14 protein-coding genes are annotated in these 13,466 nt (G+C 71.0%); 10 read left to right on the forward strand and 4 right to left on the reverse strand.

Annotated elements, in window-relative coordinates; all coding sequences use genetic code 11:
- Positions 1-60 precede the first annotated feature (60 nt).
- Both BKA14_RS20955 and BKA14_RS20960 read right to left on the reverse strand, forming a co-directional pair.
- Positions 61-732: a response regulator gene (locus BKA14_RS20955; RefSeq protein WP_184952607.1), complete on the reverse strand. Its 672-nt coding sequence runs from the start codon at positions 730-732 to the stop codon at positions 61-63.
- Positions 729-1,961, reverse strand: a complete 1,233-nt coding sequence (locus BKA14_RS20960; RefSeq protein ID WP_184952608.1) for a sensor histidine kinase — start codon at positions 1,959-1,961, stop codon at positions 729-731. The genes BKA14_RS20955 and BKA14_RS20960 overlap by 4 nt, the downstream gene beginning before the upstream one ends.
- A gap of 229 nt (positions 1,962-2,190) precedes the next feature.
- Between BKA14_RS20960 and BKA14_RS20965 the strand changes: the two genes are divergently transcribed.
- The 10 genes from BKA14_RS20965 (at position 2,191) to BKA14_RS21010 (ending at position 11,745) form a co-directional block, all read left to right on the forward strand.
- Complete coding sequence (locus BKA14_RS20965; RefSeq protein WP_239092818.1) at positions 2,191-2,697, forward strand: DUF1707 SHOCT-like domain-containing protein; 507 nt, start codon at positions 2,191-2,193, stop codon at positions 2,695-2,697.
- A gap of 57 nt (positions 2,698-2,754) precedes the next feature.
- On the forward strand, positions 2,755-3,585 hold the full coding sequence (locus tag BKA14_RS20970; RefSeq protein WP_184952610.1) for a metal-dependent hydrolase: 831 nt from the start codon (positions 2,755-2,757) through the stop codon (positions 3,583-3,585).
- Between the two features lie 60 nt (positions 3,586-3,645).
- Positions 3,646-4,074, forward strand: coding sequence for a hypothetical protein (locus tag BKA14_RS20975; protein ID WP_184952611.1), 429 nt, complete (start codon positions 3,646-3,648; stop codon positions 4,072-4,074).
- A complete protein-coding gene (locus BKA14_RS20980) occupies positions 4,071-4,382 on the forward strand; it encodes a transcriptional regulator (protein ID WP_184952612.1) in 312 nt (103 codons plus the stop codon). Before BKA14_RS20975 ends, BKA14_RS20980 begins: the two co-directional genes overlap by 4 nt.
- 89 nt (positions 4,383-4,471) lie before the next feature.
- Positions 4,472-4,831: a hypothetical protein gene (locus tag BKA14_RS20985; RefSeq protein WP_184952613.1), complete on the forward strand. Its 360-nt coding sequence runs from the start codon at positions 4,472-4,474 to the stop codon at positions 4,829-4,831.
- A gap of 372 nt (positions 4,832-5,203) precedes the next feature.
- Entirely contained in the window at positions 5,204-7,510 is a 2,307-nt protein-coding gene (locus BKA14_RS20990) for a putative bifunctional diguanylate cyclase/phosphodiesterase (protein WP_184952614.1), read from the forward strand.
- Between the two features lie 152 nt (positions 7,511-7,662).
- Positions 7,663-7,845 (forward strand): hypothetical protein, encoded by a 183-nt coding sequence (locus BKA14_RS20995; protein ID WP_184952615.1) that lies wholly within the window; start codon positions 7,663-7,665, stop codon positions 7,843-7,845.
- A gap of 260 nt (positions 7,846-8,105) precedes the next feature.
- Entirely contained in the window at positions 8,106-9,164 is a 1,059-nt protein-coding gene (locus BKA14_RS21000; RefSeq protein WP_184952616.1) for a glycoside hydrolase family 43 protein, read from the forward strand.
- 99 nt (positions 9,165-9,263) lie between these two features.
- The gene (locus BKA14_RS21005; protein WP_239092816.1) at positions 9,264-10,697 is read left to right on the forward strand and encodes a beta-1,3-glucanase family protein; all 1,434 of its coding nucleotides are present in this window, start codon (positions 9,264-9,266) and stop codon (positions 10,695-10,697) included.
- A 202-nt stretch (positions 10,698-10,899) separates the two neighbouring features.
- Positions 10,900-11,745, forward strand: a complete 846-nt coding sequence (locus tag BKA14_RS21010) for a DUF4142 domain-containing protein (protein ID WP_239092814.1) — start codon at positions 10,900-10,902, stop codon at positions 11,743-11,745.
- On the opposite strand, the gene BKA14_RS21015 is transcribed toward BKA14_RS21010, so the two are convergent.
- Both BKA14_RS21015 and BKA14_RS21020 read right to left on the reverse strand, forming a co-directional pair.
- Positions 11,739-12,284: a hypothetical protein gene (locus BKA14_RS21015; RefSeq protein WP_184952617.1), complete on the reverse strand. Its 546-nt coding sequence runs from the start codon at positions 12,282-12,284 to the stop codon at positions 11,739-11,741. The two genes, BKA14_RS21010 and BKA14_RS21015, sit on opposite strands and share 7 nt — an antisense overlap.
- Before the next feature lie 9 nt (positions 12,285-12,293).
- Positions 12,294-13,433: a zinc-dependent alcohol dehydrogenase gene (locus tag BKA14_RS21020; protein WP_221477873.1), complete on the reverse strand. Its 1,140-nt coding sequence runs from the start codon at positions 13,431-13,433 to the stop codon at positions 12,294-12,296.
- Positions 13,434-13,466: the final 33 nt, after the last annotated feature.

A 13,466-nucleotide genomic window follows, 5' to 3' on the forward strand; every position in this document is an offset into this window, starting at 1 on the left:
GCCGAACCGGTTAACCTCCCGGTCGCGCCGCTCCGGCCCGCCCTGTTCGGTCGTCGCTGGTCAAGCGAGCCAGCCGGGGCGGATCAGACCCGCCTCGTACGCGTAGACGACCAGCTGGGCCCGGTCCCGGACGCCCAATTTGATCATCGTGCGGCTGACGTGGGTCTTGGCCGTGGCCGGGCTGATCACCAGGCGGGCCGCGATCTCGTCGTTGGACAGGCCCTCGGCCACCAGCACCAGCACCTCGCGTTCGCGGTCGGTCAGCTGGTCGAGCGTGGCCGGCGGGGTGGCCGACCGGCTGGTGCCGCCGCCCGCGAACTCACCGATCACGCGGCGGGTCACGCTCGGCGAGAGCAGGCCGTCACCCGCCGCGACCGCCCGCACGCCGCGGATCAGCTCGACCGGCTCCGTGTCCTTGACCAGAAAACCCGAGGCACCCGTACGCAGGGCCTCGAACACGTATTCGTCCAGCTCGAACGTCGTCAGGATGACCACCCGGGTGCCCGTCAGGGACGGGTCGGCGGCGATCCGGCGGGTGGCCTCCAGCCCGTCGACGCCGGGCATGCGGATGTCCATCAGCACGACGTCGGGCTTGGTCTGCTGGGCCTTGGTCACCGCCTCCAGGCCGTCGGCCGCCTCGGCCACCACCTCGATGTCGGGTTCGGCGCCGAGCAGCGCGCGGAAGCCGGCCCGGACGAGAAGCTGGTCGTCCGCCAGCAGCACCGTGATCATTCGCTCTCTCCCGTGGGTAGCAGGACCGACACCAGGAAACCGCCGTCGACGGGGCCCGCCTCGAGCGTGCCGCCCAGGCTCTGCGCCCGCGCCCGCATACCGGCGATCCCGGTGCCGGGCGCGCCGCCGTCGCGGGCGGAGGCCTCCACGACAGTGTTGCGGACGGCCAGGTGCAGCACCGTCGGCAGGTAGTCGACGCAGACCGAGGCCGTCGCGCCCGCCCCGGCGTGCCGGCGCACGTTGGTCAGGGCCTCCTGCACGATTCGGTACGCGGCCCGGTCGACCTCGGCCGGCAGGGTGCGCGCCTCGCCGGTCGTCTTCGTCTCCACGGGCAGCCCGGCGTCGGCGGTCAGGTCGTCGAGCCGGCTCAGTCCCAGCGCGGGTTGCCGGGGCGCCGCCTCGTCCTCGGTGCGCAGGGCGCCCAGCACCGACCGCACCTCGCGCAGCGCCTCCGAGCTGGCCGTCTTGATCGCTGACAGCGCCTCGCGGGCCTGCTCGGGCCGGCTGTCCATCAGGTGCAGACCCACTCCGGCCTGCACGTTGATCAGCGACAGGTGGTGACCGATCACGTCGTGCAGTTCGCGGGCGATCCGCAGCCGCTCCTCGGACGCCTGCCGTTTCTGCTGCTCCTCCTCGGCCCGTTGGCGCTCGGCCCGCACCTTCACCAGTTGCGCCATCTGCTCGGTCTTGATCCTGGCGATGCCGCCCAGGAAGATCGCCCCGGCCAGCGCGATGCCGACCAGCAGGGTCTCGCGCAGCCCGGGGAGCACCCGCTCGTCCAGCTCGGCGCGGAAACCCCAGAAGATCAAGAGATAGGTCCCGTACGCGGTGCCGGCGCCCGCGATCGACGCGGTGCGCCGGCCGCAGGTACCCAGGTGGAACAGCGCGATCATCGGGGCGACGGTCCAGAACCAGTGCGGCTCGGCGACCGTGGCGAACGTCAGCGAGGCGGCCGTCGTGATCGCGAAGGCGGCGATCGGGTGGCGCCGCCGGAACAGCAACGCGACCGGCCCGACGATCAGCAGCGCCCACACCCAGGGGGTGAAGGCCACGAACACGCGGCCCTCGCCGGCCAGGTTCTTGGCCCCGATCAGCTGGAACAGCAGGGCGCCCACGGCCGCGCCCACGCCCGGGTCCCGGCGGCCACGAAACGAACCGGGAACCGGCGGCCCGCCGTAGCGTCCGGCGCGATTCCCGTGCGCCCAGGGCAGCGACGGGGGCCCGTGCATGTGTCTCACCCTGCCGAAACTACGGCACCCGCTCCCGCCTCGGCATCGGTGCGCGGGACCGCAGGCGCGTACTCCCCCGGGCGTACACGGGAAAGGGGTTCTGCTCCGCACGGCGTACGGGAAAGGGACTTCGCCCACCCGGAGGCCGCCCGGAAGATGCTCCGCCGGGGCGACGTGCCGGGGCCGCGAAAAGCCGACGCTTGTTGCACGACGCCCCGAGGAGGACACGGTGGAAACCGACAACACGAACTGGTCCGGCCCCAGCACCAAGCGGGTGCGGACCTCCGACAAGGAACGGGAGCACGTCGCCGAGATCCTGCGGGCCGCGATGGCCGAGGGCCGGCTCGACCTCGCCGAGGGTGAGGAGCGCCTGGCCAAGGTGTACGCCGCGAAGTACCGCGACGAGCTGGCCCCGCTCACCGCCGACCTGCCGTTCGGGGGCCTGCGCGCGCTGGCCGACACGCCCGACCACAGGCTCGCGACACGCCGGGCCCTGCGCCGGCACGCCTGGGCCGTGATCTCGGTCGGCATGATCCTGACCGGGTTCTGGATCCTCTCGGGGGCGCACTTCTTCTGGCCCGCGATCCCGCTCATCTTCCTGGTCATCGGGTTCATGAAGCACGCTCGCTACCGGCACTACCGCTACGAGTACAGCCTCGGCCACGGCGTGGCGCCGTGGAACGGCCCCGGCTGGGGCGGCCCGCAGCAGTTCCACAGTGGACACCGAGGTTGTTGATCGACCCTCCCCGCTTTGCCAGAGTTGACTGGTTCAAGCGGGGAGGAACAACTTCACATGATGGGTCCGTCGCACGCCCTCTCGGGGGCGACCGCCTGGCTGGCCGGCACCTGGGCGCTGGACCACTTCGCCGGGTACGAGCAGTCGCCGCTCGCGGTGGCCGTGGGCACGCTCGTCTGCGCGGGCGGCGCGCTGCTCCCCGACCTGGACCTGTCCGGCAAGGTCACCCGCAACCAGGGCGGCGCCACGGTGGCCCGCACGTTCGGGGTGTTCTCGCTCTTCGTGGCCGAGGTCATCGAGAAGGTGTCGCTCGGCATCTACACGGCGACCCGCCTCTCGCGCGACCCGCGGCGAACCAACGGCCACCGTACGTTCACCCACACCCTGCCCTTCGCCGGCCTGCTCGGCTGGGGCACGACCGCGCTGGCCGCCCACTACGGCAAATGGGCCGTGGTCGCGATCGTCTTCTTCACGGCCGGCCTGGCGCTGCGCGGCCTGTTCGACAAGTGGGCCGAGCGTGCGGGCTGGGTGATCGTCACCCTGTGCTCGGCCGTGATCGCCTGGTTCACCGCGGCCAACCTGCCCGGCGACCGCGGCTATCCGATGCTCGGCTTCGCGGTGGCGGTCGGCTGCGTGGTCCATCTGCTCGGGGACATCATCACGTCGGCCGGCGTGCCCATCCTGTGGCCCGTGCCGACCGGCCGCCGCTTGTGGCGCATGGTCGGCGTGCCCAACGGCATGGCCATCAAGGTCGGCGGCAAGGTCGAGACGGTCGTCCTGCGCACCGCGATGGTCGTCATCTCGCTGGTCGCGATCGCCGGCATCTTCGCGCCCGGCCTGCTGCAGCGCCTCGACCTCGACACCTGGGCCGACGGGTTCCGCCGCTGAAGATGATTTCCGGGCGCTCAACTGTTGCCATGGCGGAAACTATCTGCAATAGTTTCCGCCATGGAAAACATTGAGCGGGTGCCCGACGCGAACGAGGCGCGCGAGGCGCTGGCCAGCATCGACGTCGCGCAGCGGGCCGTGCGGGACACGCCCTGGCCGACCTGGATCTACCCCGTCAACGCCGTCCTGCTGGGCGGCATGGCACTGGCCGCGCTGGCCCCCGAGCACCGCCGCCTCACCACCCTGTGGGCCGTCGCGCTGGTCGTCATCGCGGTGAACGCCACGGTCGGCTATCGGATGGGCACCCCGTGGACGTGGCCCACCAGCCGGGTCTTCCTCGCCTCGGTGGTCGCCGCGGGCGCGTGCGTGGCCGCCGCCTTCGTCGTCACCGGTCACACCGCGCTGACCGTGGCCCTCGCCGTCGCGGCCGCCGCCCTCTACCTGGCGGGCAGCGTGGCCCACCGCCGCTCCACCGGGCGCCCGCGGTGACAGCGGCCCTCGACCCGATCATCCACCCCACCCACCGCCTGCGCATCTGCGCGATGCTCGTCGCGGGCACGACAGTGGAGCTGTCGATCATCAAGGACCACCTCGACCTGAGCCCGTCCGCGCTGAGCAAGCAGGTCGCCGCGCTGGTCGACGCCGGCTACGTCAAACAGGAACGCCTCGGCACCGACACCCGCCGCGTCTGGCTGTCGATGACCCGCCAGGGCACGAAGGCCTACCGCGGTCACGTGGCCGCCCTCCAGGAAATCGTCAACGCGACGACGGTCCCCAGCGAGCCGAGACCGGGCTGACCGGGGCGGCCGGTGCGGTGCTCGGACCAGCGGTGTGCTTCTTTCCGCGCCGACGGTTACCGCCGGTTCCGTCAGGGAACCTTCCCCAGATGAGCACCTATCCTGATCCCGCCTGGCACGGCGACGTCTACCCTTCTGAAGAAGAGATCGACCCGGCCGGCACCGACGGCCCGGTCGGGGCGTACGGCAGCCGTCCCGGCCCACCGCCATCCACCACGCCTGGATCGCCGGCCACCCCCGGACCGGCGGGCCGGGTCGCCACCACCGCCAATTCGATCGTCAGCCGGCGCTCGGACGGATCGATCGAGGTGGTCACCGACCTCGACGGTGACGGCATCGCCGACGTGGTGCAGCTCGACCTCGACGGTGACGGGGTGCCCGAGCTCACCTATCTCGACACAGACCGCGACGGCCGGCTCGACACCGTGGTGCGCACCCCCAACAACTGACCGCACGGGCGCTGCGCCGGCCCATTCCCGGATCGCAGTTGATCGCGCCCAGACCGGTGACGACCTCTACTGCCGCAGTGCGGGCGAGCGCTGATCTCGTCACGAGAACCGACGGGCACCGGGCCATCAGCACACGAGTACGCTCCGTGCTCGCCTGCGGCAGATCCGGAGGAGCACCGAGCTCTCGTTCAGGCTCTTCTCGCCGCTGCTCGATCACCCACACCCGTCACCGACCCCGGTGCAGACCCGCTGCACGGGCACGTCCCACTACCTCGTCGCGCCGGTGTGGCCACGGGACGGGCTCCGGCGGTCCGGGAGAAGCGAACGTTCGGGGGAGATCGTCTCCACATCGGAGCGGTTAGGGTCGGGCGCGTGGAGCAGGGAGGCGCCGGCCGGCGACACGTAGGGGCCACCGCCGCCGTCGCCCTGCTCGGGACCGTCTGGTGTGTGGGTTTCCTCGGGTTCGGGGTCGGCGCGGAAGCGGTCGCCTACGTCTTCGTGCCGGTCGGTGGCGGGCTCGCCGCGGCCGCAGTCCTCGATCTGTTGCGGCGTCATCCCGGTCTGGAGCCGGTGGCGCGCCGGTTCTGGCGGGCCGTCCTGGTCGCCGCGGTCACGCTCACGCTGGGCTACACCTGGCTGGCCGTGGACATGTTCACCCACGCCGACGAGGTGCGCACCCGCAGCATGCCCGCGCCGGCCGCGGCCCTGGCCGCGATCGGGTTCCTGTCAGTGATCTACGGCCTGGCCCGGGTGCCGGTCGCGCCGGCCGGCCGGGCCGAGCGGTGGCGGATGGCGCTGGACCGGATGATCGCGTTCCTGGGCTGCGCCGCGGTGCTGTGGTACTTGGGGCTGGCCCCGATGCTGTCGGCCCGAGAGCCGTGGAGTCCGCAGGCCACGGTCCTGGTCGGGCTGGCCCTGCTGCTCACGGTGGGGGCCGCGACCAAGGTGTCGTACATCGCGGACGGCCCGGTCGACCGGGTGGCGATCCGGTTCATCGCGGCCGCCGCGGGCATCCCGGCCGGGGCCGACGCGGTGCTGGCGGTGCAGTTCGGCCTGCTGGCCAGCGTGCCGGCCCAGGCCGTGGTCATGCCGTTGTGCCCGCTGCTGGTCACCCTCGGCGTCGCCGCCCAGCACCGGGCCGAGCGGGGGCTGCGCCGGGAGCGGGTCCGGACCGGGGTGCTGCTGCCCTACCTGGCCATGATCCTGGTCGACGTGCCGCTGATCGCGATCGCGTTCGGTGCGCCGCTGCGGGCGCCGGTGCGGGTGGTGCTGATCGCCGCCGTCGTGGTGACGGCCCTGGTCATGGTGCGGCAGTACCTGGCGTACCGGGAGAACGCCCGGCTGCTGCGCGAGGCGCAGTTGCAGGAGGAGCGTCTGCAGTACGAGGTGGGCCACGACGGCCTGACCGGGCTGGCCAACCGGGCGTTGTTCCGGGAGCGGCTGACGACCGCGCTGACCGGTCCCGGGCCGGTGTCGGTGCTGCTCATCGACCTCGACGACTTCAAGACGGTCAACGATCTGCTGGGGCACGGGGTGGGTGACCGGCTGCTGATCTCGGTGGCGCGGCTGCTGCGGGCCGAGACCGGCGACGGCCTTCCTGTCCGCGTGGGGGGCGACGAATTCGCGGTCGTGCTCACCGGCGGTGACCCCGAGGAGCTGGCCGCGCGGCTGCTCCGGGCCCTGTCCCGGCCCATCAGCGAGCACCGGCTGCTGGTGCAGGCCAGCATCGGCATCGCCTCCGCCGCGCCGGGCGCAACCGTCGATTCTGTTCTGCGGGACGCCGACGTCGCCATGTACACGGCCAAGCAGCAGGGCAAGGCGGGGTTCGTACGGTATGCGGAAGGCATGGGGGAGCCGGTGCTGGCCCACATGCAGCTCGGCGGTGAGCTGCGCCGGGCCCTCGACAACGACGAGTTCCGGGTGGTCTATCAACCCATCATGCGGCTCGGTGACAACCGCCTGGTCGGGGTCGAGGCCCTGGTCCGCTGGCATCATCCGGCGCGCGGCGTGGTCGGTCCGGCCGAATTCATCCCGGCCGCCGAACGCACCGGGCTGATCGTGCCGCTGGGCCGGTTCGTGCTGCGCGAGACGTGCCGGCAGGCCGCGGCGTGGCTGGCCGAGTTCGGGCCGGACGCGCTGCGCGAGGCCGGGCTCAACGTGTCGGCCCGGCAGCTGCACGACCCCGATTTCGTGGCCGAGGTGGCCGGCGCGCTGGCCGACAGCGGGCTGCCCTGCGAGCGGCTGGTCCTGGAGGTCACCGAGTCGGCCGTGCTGCGCGGCCAGCAGGTCTCCCGGGCCCTGTACGAGCTGGACCGGATGGGCATCCGGCTGGCCCTGGACGACTTCGGCACCGGCGAGTCCTCGCTGAGCCTGCTGCGCGCGTTCCCGGCCGCGATCGTCAAGCTCGACAAGTCGTTCGTGGACGGCATCGAGATCGACGACGGGCACCCCGGCGCGGCCGACGCCCGGCAGGCAGTGGCCCGCGCGGTCATCCAGCTGGCCCACGCCCTCAAGCTCGACACGGTGGCCGAGGGCATCGAGAGCCCCGAGCAGGTGGCCACGCTGCGCGAGCTCGGCTACACCCTGGGCCAGGGCTACCACCTGGCCCAGCCGATGACCGCCGACGGCGTCTCTCGTCTGCTGGCCCGTCAGGCCGCCGCGGCGCCCGTCGGACCGTGATCAACCACACCGTGTAGCCCTCTTGTCACATCGTTGCACATATGTGTTTGCGTGATCATCGAGGACCCCTGCAGTCAACACCGTTTCGGTTGATGATTTCGGGCTCGTTACGGCGCATCATGATTCGGTTCCTGATCGAGAAAGTGTGACCGATGTTCCGAACTGTCGACGCCGAAGCCCGTTCGCTGACGACCGCGAACGAGATCGCCGCCCTGCTCCGTGCCGAGTACGTCGCGAGCGGAAACCGCGCGTACCTGCACGCCGCGTCCATCGCCCTGAGCCGCACCCCGCAGAGTGCCGCCCTAGTGCCCGAGGCGACGCCGGAACCGGTCTGATCGTCCGCCCTAGGATGATCATGTGATCCTGGGGCGGGGCGACGAACTGGCGGCCCTCGCGGCCCTGCTCGACGGGCGGGGGCGGCGTGCTGGTGCTGCGCGGCGAGTTCCCGGGCCGCTCGCACTGGAGCTGCGCCGAGCCCGGCTGGGAGCAGGTGGCGGACAAGGCACTGACTGGGTTTCTGCCCTTTCGCGCATTGACAACGATGTAAACGGCGGCCGATCCTCGGGAGAATCCCCCATCCCCCGAGGAGTTCGTCATGAAGATCCTCATCCGCCGCCTCGCATGCGTGTCGGCCGTCGTCCTGGCGGCCGCGTTCGTGCCGGCGGCAACCCCGGCCGAGGCCGGGCAGACCTCTCTGCGGGCCGCCGATCCCAGCGTGTTGCGGGTCGGCGGCACGTACGTCTCGGTCCAGTCGACCGGCGGCGGCATCGCCGTACGGCAGGCGTCGTCGACCGACGGGCTGGCCTCCGCGCCCCAGCGGCAGGTCTGGTCCGACACCCGCAACCTGGGCGAGGTGTGGGCGCCCGAGATCGCGGTCGACGGCGGCCGCTACTGGATCCACTTCTCGGCCGGGCGCGGCGCCGCCCACCGGATGTACGCGATCAGTTCGGCCGCGCCCGACAGCGGGTACACGGCGGAGACGCGAATGGCGCTGCCCGACGACAAGTGGGCCGTCGACGGGTCCATGTTCACCTTCAACGGCCAGCGCTGGTTCGTGTGGTCGGGCTGGGCCGGCGACACCAACGTGGAGCAGAACCTCTACATCGCCCGGATGAGCAGCCCCACCGCGACCACGGGTGGCCGGTACGTCATCTCGCAGCCGCGCGAGGGCTGGGAGCGTGTGGTCGGTAACCCGTTCATCAACGAGGGCCCGGAGCCGATCCGCGACCCGAACGGGCAACTGCACATCGTGTACTCGGCCAACGGCAGCTGGAGCGACCAGTACTGCCTGGCCGACCTGCGGCTGCGGGCGGGCGGCGACCCCACGTACGTCTGGGACTGGTACAAGAGCAACGGCTGCATCTTCGGCTCGAACCGCGCCACCATGATGGCCGGCTGGGACCCCACCCTGTCCGCCAACGGGCCCGGTCACCACACGTTCGTGCTGCTCAACGGCGACATCGCGACGAGCCCGCCGGCCGGTCCGCGGTTCCCGATGATGTATCACGCGGTGCCCAAGGGCACGCCGTACTCGTGGGCCAACCGCCACTGGTACACGGGCTCGTTCGTCTGGTGGGGCAACACCACCTACACCCGCGCCAACGTGCCCGGGGCGACCTCGAGCACCGGGTTCGGGCTGAAGTTCTTCGAATAAAGAGGCAGCGTTCGATCGGCTCCATTGACAACTGTTAAGTTTCAAAAACATTCTTCTGATGCCCCTTCCCCCTGGGGCCAGCAGAGTTGAGGAGCCGACTTGCGTAAGCGCACCGCATGGCTGAGCGCGGTGGCGGCCCTGGCCGTCGCCGCGCCCATTGCGGCGGTCACATTGCCCGCCTCGGCGGCATCCCCCGCCATCCTCCCGGTCACCGTCACCAACAACACCGGCCGCGGCGACGCGGTCCACCTCTACGTCATCGGCATCATGAACGGCCGCTGGGGCTCGGTGAACAGCGCCGGCGCGTTCTCGCCGTGGCCCGCGGGCGGCCTTCCCCCGACCCCCGCCCCCGACGTGTCCATCCCGGGCCCCGGCAACGGCGGCAGCACGACGATCCGCATCCCCAAGGGTCTGTCCGGCCGCGTCTACATGGCCCTGCGCGACAAGATCAAGTTCTTCATCACCCCGGACGGCTTCGTGCAGCCCGCGCCCTGGGCGCCCGGCGACCCCAACTTCAACACCCTGTTCGACACCAGCGAGTTCACGTTCAACGACGCCGGGCTGTGGCTGAACAGCTCGCAGGTCGACTTCTTCGGCATCCCGCACGCGGTCACCGTCACCAACGGCGCCGGGCAGACCAAACGTACGGGCGACGTGGTCAACGACGGCCGCAACAAGGTGATCAACGCGATCAAGGCCCAGCCGGGCTGGGAGCGGTCGGTCATCACCCGCTCCGACGGCACGGTGCTGCGGGTGCTCGCGCCGGGCAAAGCCACCGACGCCGGGCTGTTCCCCGCGAACTACCTGGACTCGTACATCAACTCGGCCTTCGCCGCCTACACCAGCCGCACCCTCACCGTGGTGCCGCGCTCGGCCGAACCCAACCGCAAGTTCTTCGGCCGTACGGTCGGCAACACCATGCGCTTCACGGACAGCTCGGGGGCCGAGGTCGCGACGGTCGACAAGCCCTCGACGTCCAACGTGTGGGGCTGCGACGGCGTGTTCAACGCGCCCAACGTCGCCCCGTTCATCCAGAGCGAGGTACGCCGTACGATCTGCACCGCGCTGGTCCGGGGCACCCTCGGCACGTCCACGCAGGAGCCGGTGCTCGACGCGAACGCGTTCTACAAGAACAGCGCGGCCAACCACTACTCGCGGATCATCCACGCCAACATGGCCGACGGTAAGGCCTACGGCTTCGCGTACGACGACGTCGGCGGTTTCGAGTCGCTGGTCAACGACGGTGACCCGCAGCGGGCCGGCATCATCCTGAGCCCGTTCGGGGCCGGCGGGAACCCGCCCGTCACCACTCCCCCGACGACGGCGCCGCCGACCACGCGGCCGCCGACCACGTCACCCACGACCCCGCCGGCCACGCAGCCGCCCGCCGGCACCACCTGGGCGGCCGGCACCCCGTACGCGGTGGGTCAGGTCGTGACCTACAACGGCCGGCGCTACCAGTGCCGCCAGGCCCACACGTCGCTGCCCGGGTGGGAGCCGCCGAACGTCCTGGCCCTCTGGCTGCCCCTTTAGCGGGTGTTTCGTAGCTGACCCGGCCACGCTGCCACCCCGGCACGAACAGAGGTCAGCCCCTGAAAGAACAGCCCGCCGGTCACCCGGCGGGCTGTTTTCATGAGCGTCAAATATTTCCTGTGCATCTCCTTTGATCCGATCATGGGTCGCCCTCCGTACTCATGCACGTCCAGGGCCTGGGAGATCGCAGTAGGAGGTCGACGTGTCCACCGTCGCTCGTGTGTTCCGCCGGCGTGGCCGGTTCGTCGGGGTGGCCGTGGCCGCCACCGTCGCCCTGGCCGTCATCGAGCCGAGCGCGGCCTGGGCCGAACCGGGCGTGCCCCTCCCGCCCAACCAGCTGATCACCGACACCGGCAAGGGCAAGGTGGCCGAGGCCGACCGCGACTTCGCGACGAAGGTGCGCCTGGCCGGGCTGTGGGAGATCCCCGCGGGCGAGATGGCCCAGGAGAAGTCGAACAACCCCCGGATCAAGAAGATCGGCCAGGACATCGCCGCGCAGCACGTCGTCCTCGACGAGATGGTGCGCAACGCGGCGGCCAAGCTCAAGATCGACCTGCCCGACAAGCCCAACGAGGACCAGCAGGGCTGGCTCGACGAGATGGCCAACGCCGAGGGCGAGGAGTTCGACCAGATCTACATCGACCGGCTCCGGGCCGCCCACGGCAAGATCTTCCCGGCGATCGCGACGATCCGCACGAGCACCCGCAACGACACGATCCGCAAGCTGGCCCAGCGGGCCAACCAGTTCGTGATGACCCACCTGACACTGCTCGAGAGCAGCAACCTGGTCGACTTCGCGGCGCTGCCCACCGCGCCCCCGCCCAACGCGGCCGCGCCCGCGAGCGGTGGCGGCGCGGCCGGTGCGGCCGGTGCGGGCGGCGCGGTGCTGTCCTCAGCCGACCAGAACGACCCGGCCTCGTCGTCGCTGAGCCTGCCGCTGATCGCGGTCATCGCGGTGGTGATCGCCGGCGTGGCCCTGTTCCTCAGCCGCAACCTCTGGGGTGACCCGCACCGCCGCCGGCGACGCCGCTACCGCTCCCACTACTGACGGACGAGCCGCCTGATCAGGGCGTACGCGAGGCCGGCGCCCAGCACCCAGGGCGCCGCCACGATCACCGGGTCGAGCAGGTGGTGGCCCTTGTCGGCGCGCCGCTCGCCCCGGGGGCCGTCGGCCAGCACGCCCGTCTCGGTGACCGGGTTGTCGGGCCGGCGCGAGACGAACGAGCGCAGGGTGCTCTCCACCGCGTCGACCCGGTCCGAGGCGAGCAGCAGCAGCCAGTGCGCCGCCCGGGCCTCGCTGTAACGGGCGTACGAATAGCGGCGGATCTTGCCGGAGAGCCCCTTGGGCGGGCACGACGTGCCGAAGACCGGTGTCAGGAAGGCGTGCTCGATCGACCGTTCGCGTGGCCACAGCTCGGGCTGGCGTTCCGGGAACTCCCAGTGCGCGCCGCTGAACGTCGGGTCGAACTGCTCCCGCGGCACGGCGGGCCGGTCCCTGGGGTCGAGGTCGGCGCCCCAGCCGGGGATGCGGGCCCGCAACTCGTCGCTGGTCTCGGGCAGCTTCGGCTTGTCGGGTGTGTAGGCCATGGCGTCCCCCTAGGCGGCGTTCGGGATGATGAGCGGCTTGATGCAGCCGTCGAGCTTGGCCGAGAAGATGTGGTAGCCCTCGGCGATGTGCTCGAGCGGGATCCGGTGCGTGACGATGTCGCTCGGCTTGAGGTAGCCGTTGCGGATGTGCTCGAACAGCCGCGGCCACTGCCGCTTCACCGGGCACTGGTTCATGCGCAGGGTGAGCCCCTTGTTCATGGCGTCGCCGAACTTGATCGCGCTGAACATCGGGCCGTAGGCCCCCATCACCGAGATGGTGCCGCCCTTGCGGACGGAGTCGATGGCCCAGTTCAAGGCGACCGGGGAGCCGCCCTGCAGCTTGAGCTTGGCCGCGGTCACGTGCTGCAGCAGGTTGCCGTCGGCCTCCGCACCCACCGCGTCGATGGCCACGTCGGCGCCGAGATGGTCGGTGATCTTCTTCATGTGCACGACGATGTCGTCGTACTCGGTGAAGTTGATCGTCTCGGCGTGCGCGAAGGTCGCGGCCTTCTCCAGCCGGTAGTCGAGGTGGTCGATGACGATCACCCGGCCCGCGCCCATCAGCCAGGCCGAGGCCGCTGCGTACAGGCCGACCGGGCCCGCGCCGAAGACCACGACCACGTCCCCCTCGGAGATGTCGCCCAGCTGGGCGCCGAAGTAGCCGGTGGCGAGCGCGTCGGTGAGCAGGACCGCGTCGTCCTCGTCCATCCAGTCCGGGATGAGGCTGGGCCCGACGTCGGCCAGCGGCACCCGCACGTATTCCGCCTGGCCGCCGTCGTAGCCCCCGCACGTGTGCGAGTAGCCGTAGATGCCGCCGACCGCGGTGGCGTTCGGGTTGACGTTGTGACAGTTCGAGTAGAGCCCGCGGGCGCAGAAGTAACACGTACCGCAGAAGATGTTGAAAGGCACCATCACCCGGTCGCCCGCCTTGAGGTTGCGGACCGACGGCCCGACCTCGTCGACGACGCCCACGAACTCGTGGCCGAACGTCATGCCGACCCGCGTGTCGGGCATCAGCCCGTGGTAAAGGTGCAGGTCGGAACCGCAGATGGCGGCGCGGGTGACCCGGACGATCGCATCGTTGGGATGCTCGATCGACGGGCGGTCCTTCTCCTCCGGGCGTACGCGGTACGGCCCGCGATAGACCATGGCTTGCACGAATCCTCCCGATTGCCCGTGGCT

The sequence above is a fragment of the Paractinoplanes abujensis genome, from assembly GCF_014204895.1.
Taxonomy (GTDB): domain Bacteria; phylum Actinomycetota; class Actinomycetes; order Mycobacteriales; family Micromonosporaceae; genus Actinoplanes; species Actinoplanes abujensis.

Coding starts and splice junctions, on each gene's coding strand:
- BKA14_RS20955 (WP_184952607.1), bottom strand. CDS start 732: ATGATCACGGTGCTGCTGGCGGACGACCAGCTTCTCGTCCGGGCCGGC.
- BKA14_RS20960 (WP_184952608.1), bottom strand. CDS start 1,961: ATGCACGGGCCCCCGTCGCTGCCCTGGGCGCACGGGAATCGCGCCGGA.
- BKA14_RS20970 (WP_184952610.1), top strand. CDS start 2,755: ATGATGGGTCCGTCGCACGCCCTCTCGGGGGCGACCGCCTGGCTGGCC.
- BKA14_RS20975 (WP_184952611.1), top strand. CDS start 3,646: ATGGAAAACATTGAGCGGGTGCCCGACGCGAACGAGGCGCGCGAGGCG.
- BKA14_RS20985 (WP_184952613.1), top strand. CDS start 4,472: ATGAGCACCTATCCTGATCCCGCCTGGCACGGCGACGTCTACCCTTCT.
- BKA14_RS20995 (WP_184952615.1), top strand. CDS start 7,663: ATGTTCCGAACTGTCGACGCCGAAGCCCGTTCGCTGACGACCGCGAAC.
- BKA14_RS21000 (WP_184952616.1), top strand. CDS start 8,106: ATGAAGATCCTCATCCGCCGCCTCGCATGCGTGTCGGCCGTCGTCCTG.
- BKA14_RS21015 (WP_184952617.1), bottom strand. CDS start 12,284: ATGGCCTACACACCCGACAAGCCGAAGCTGCCCGAGACCAGCGACGAG.
- BKA14_RS21020 (WP_221477873.1), bottom strand. CDS start 13,433: ATGGTCTATCGCGGGCCGTACCGCGTACGCCCGGAGGAGAAGGACCGC.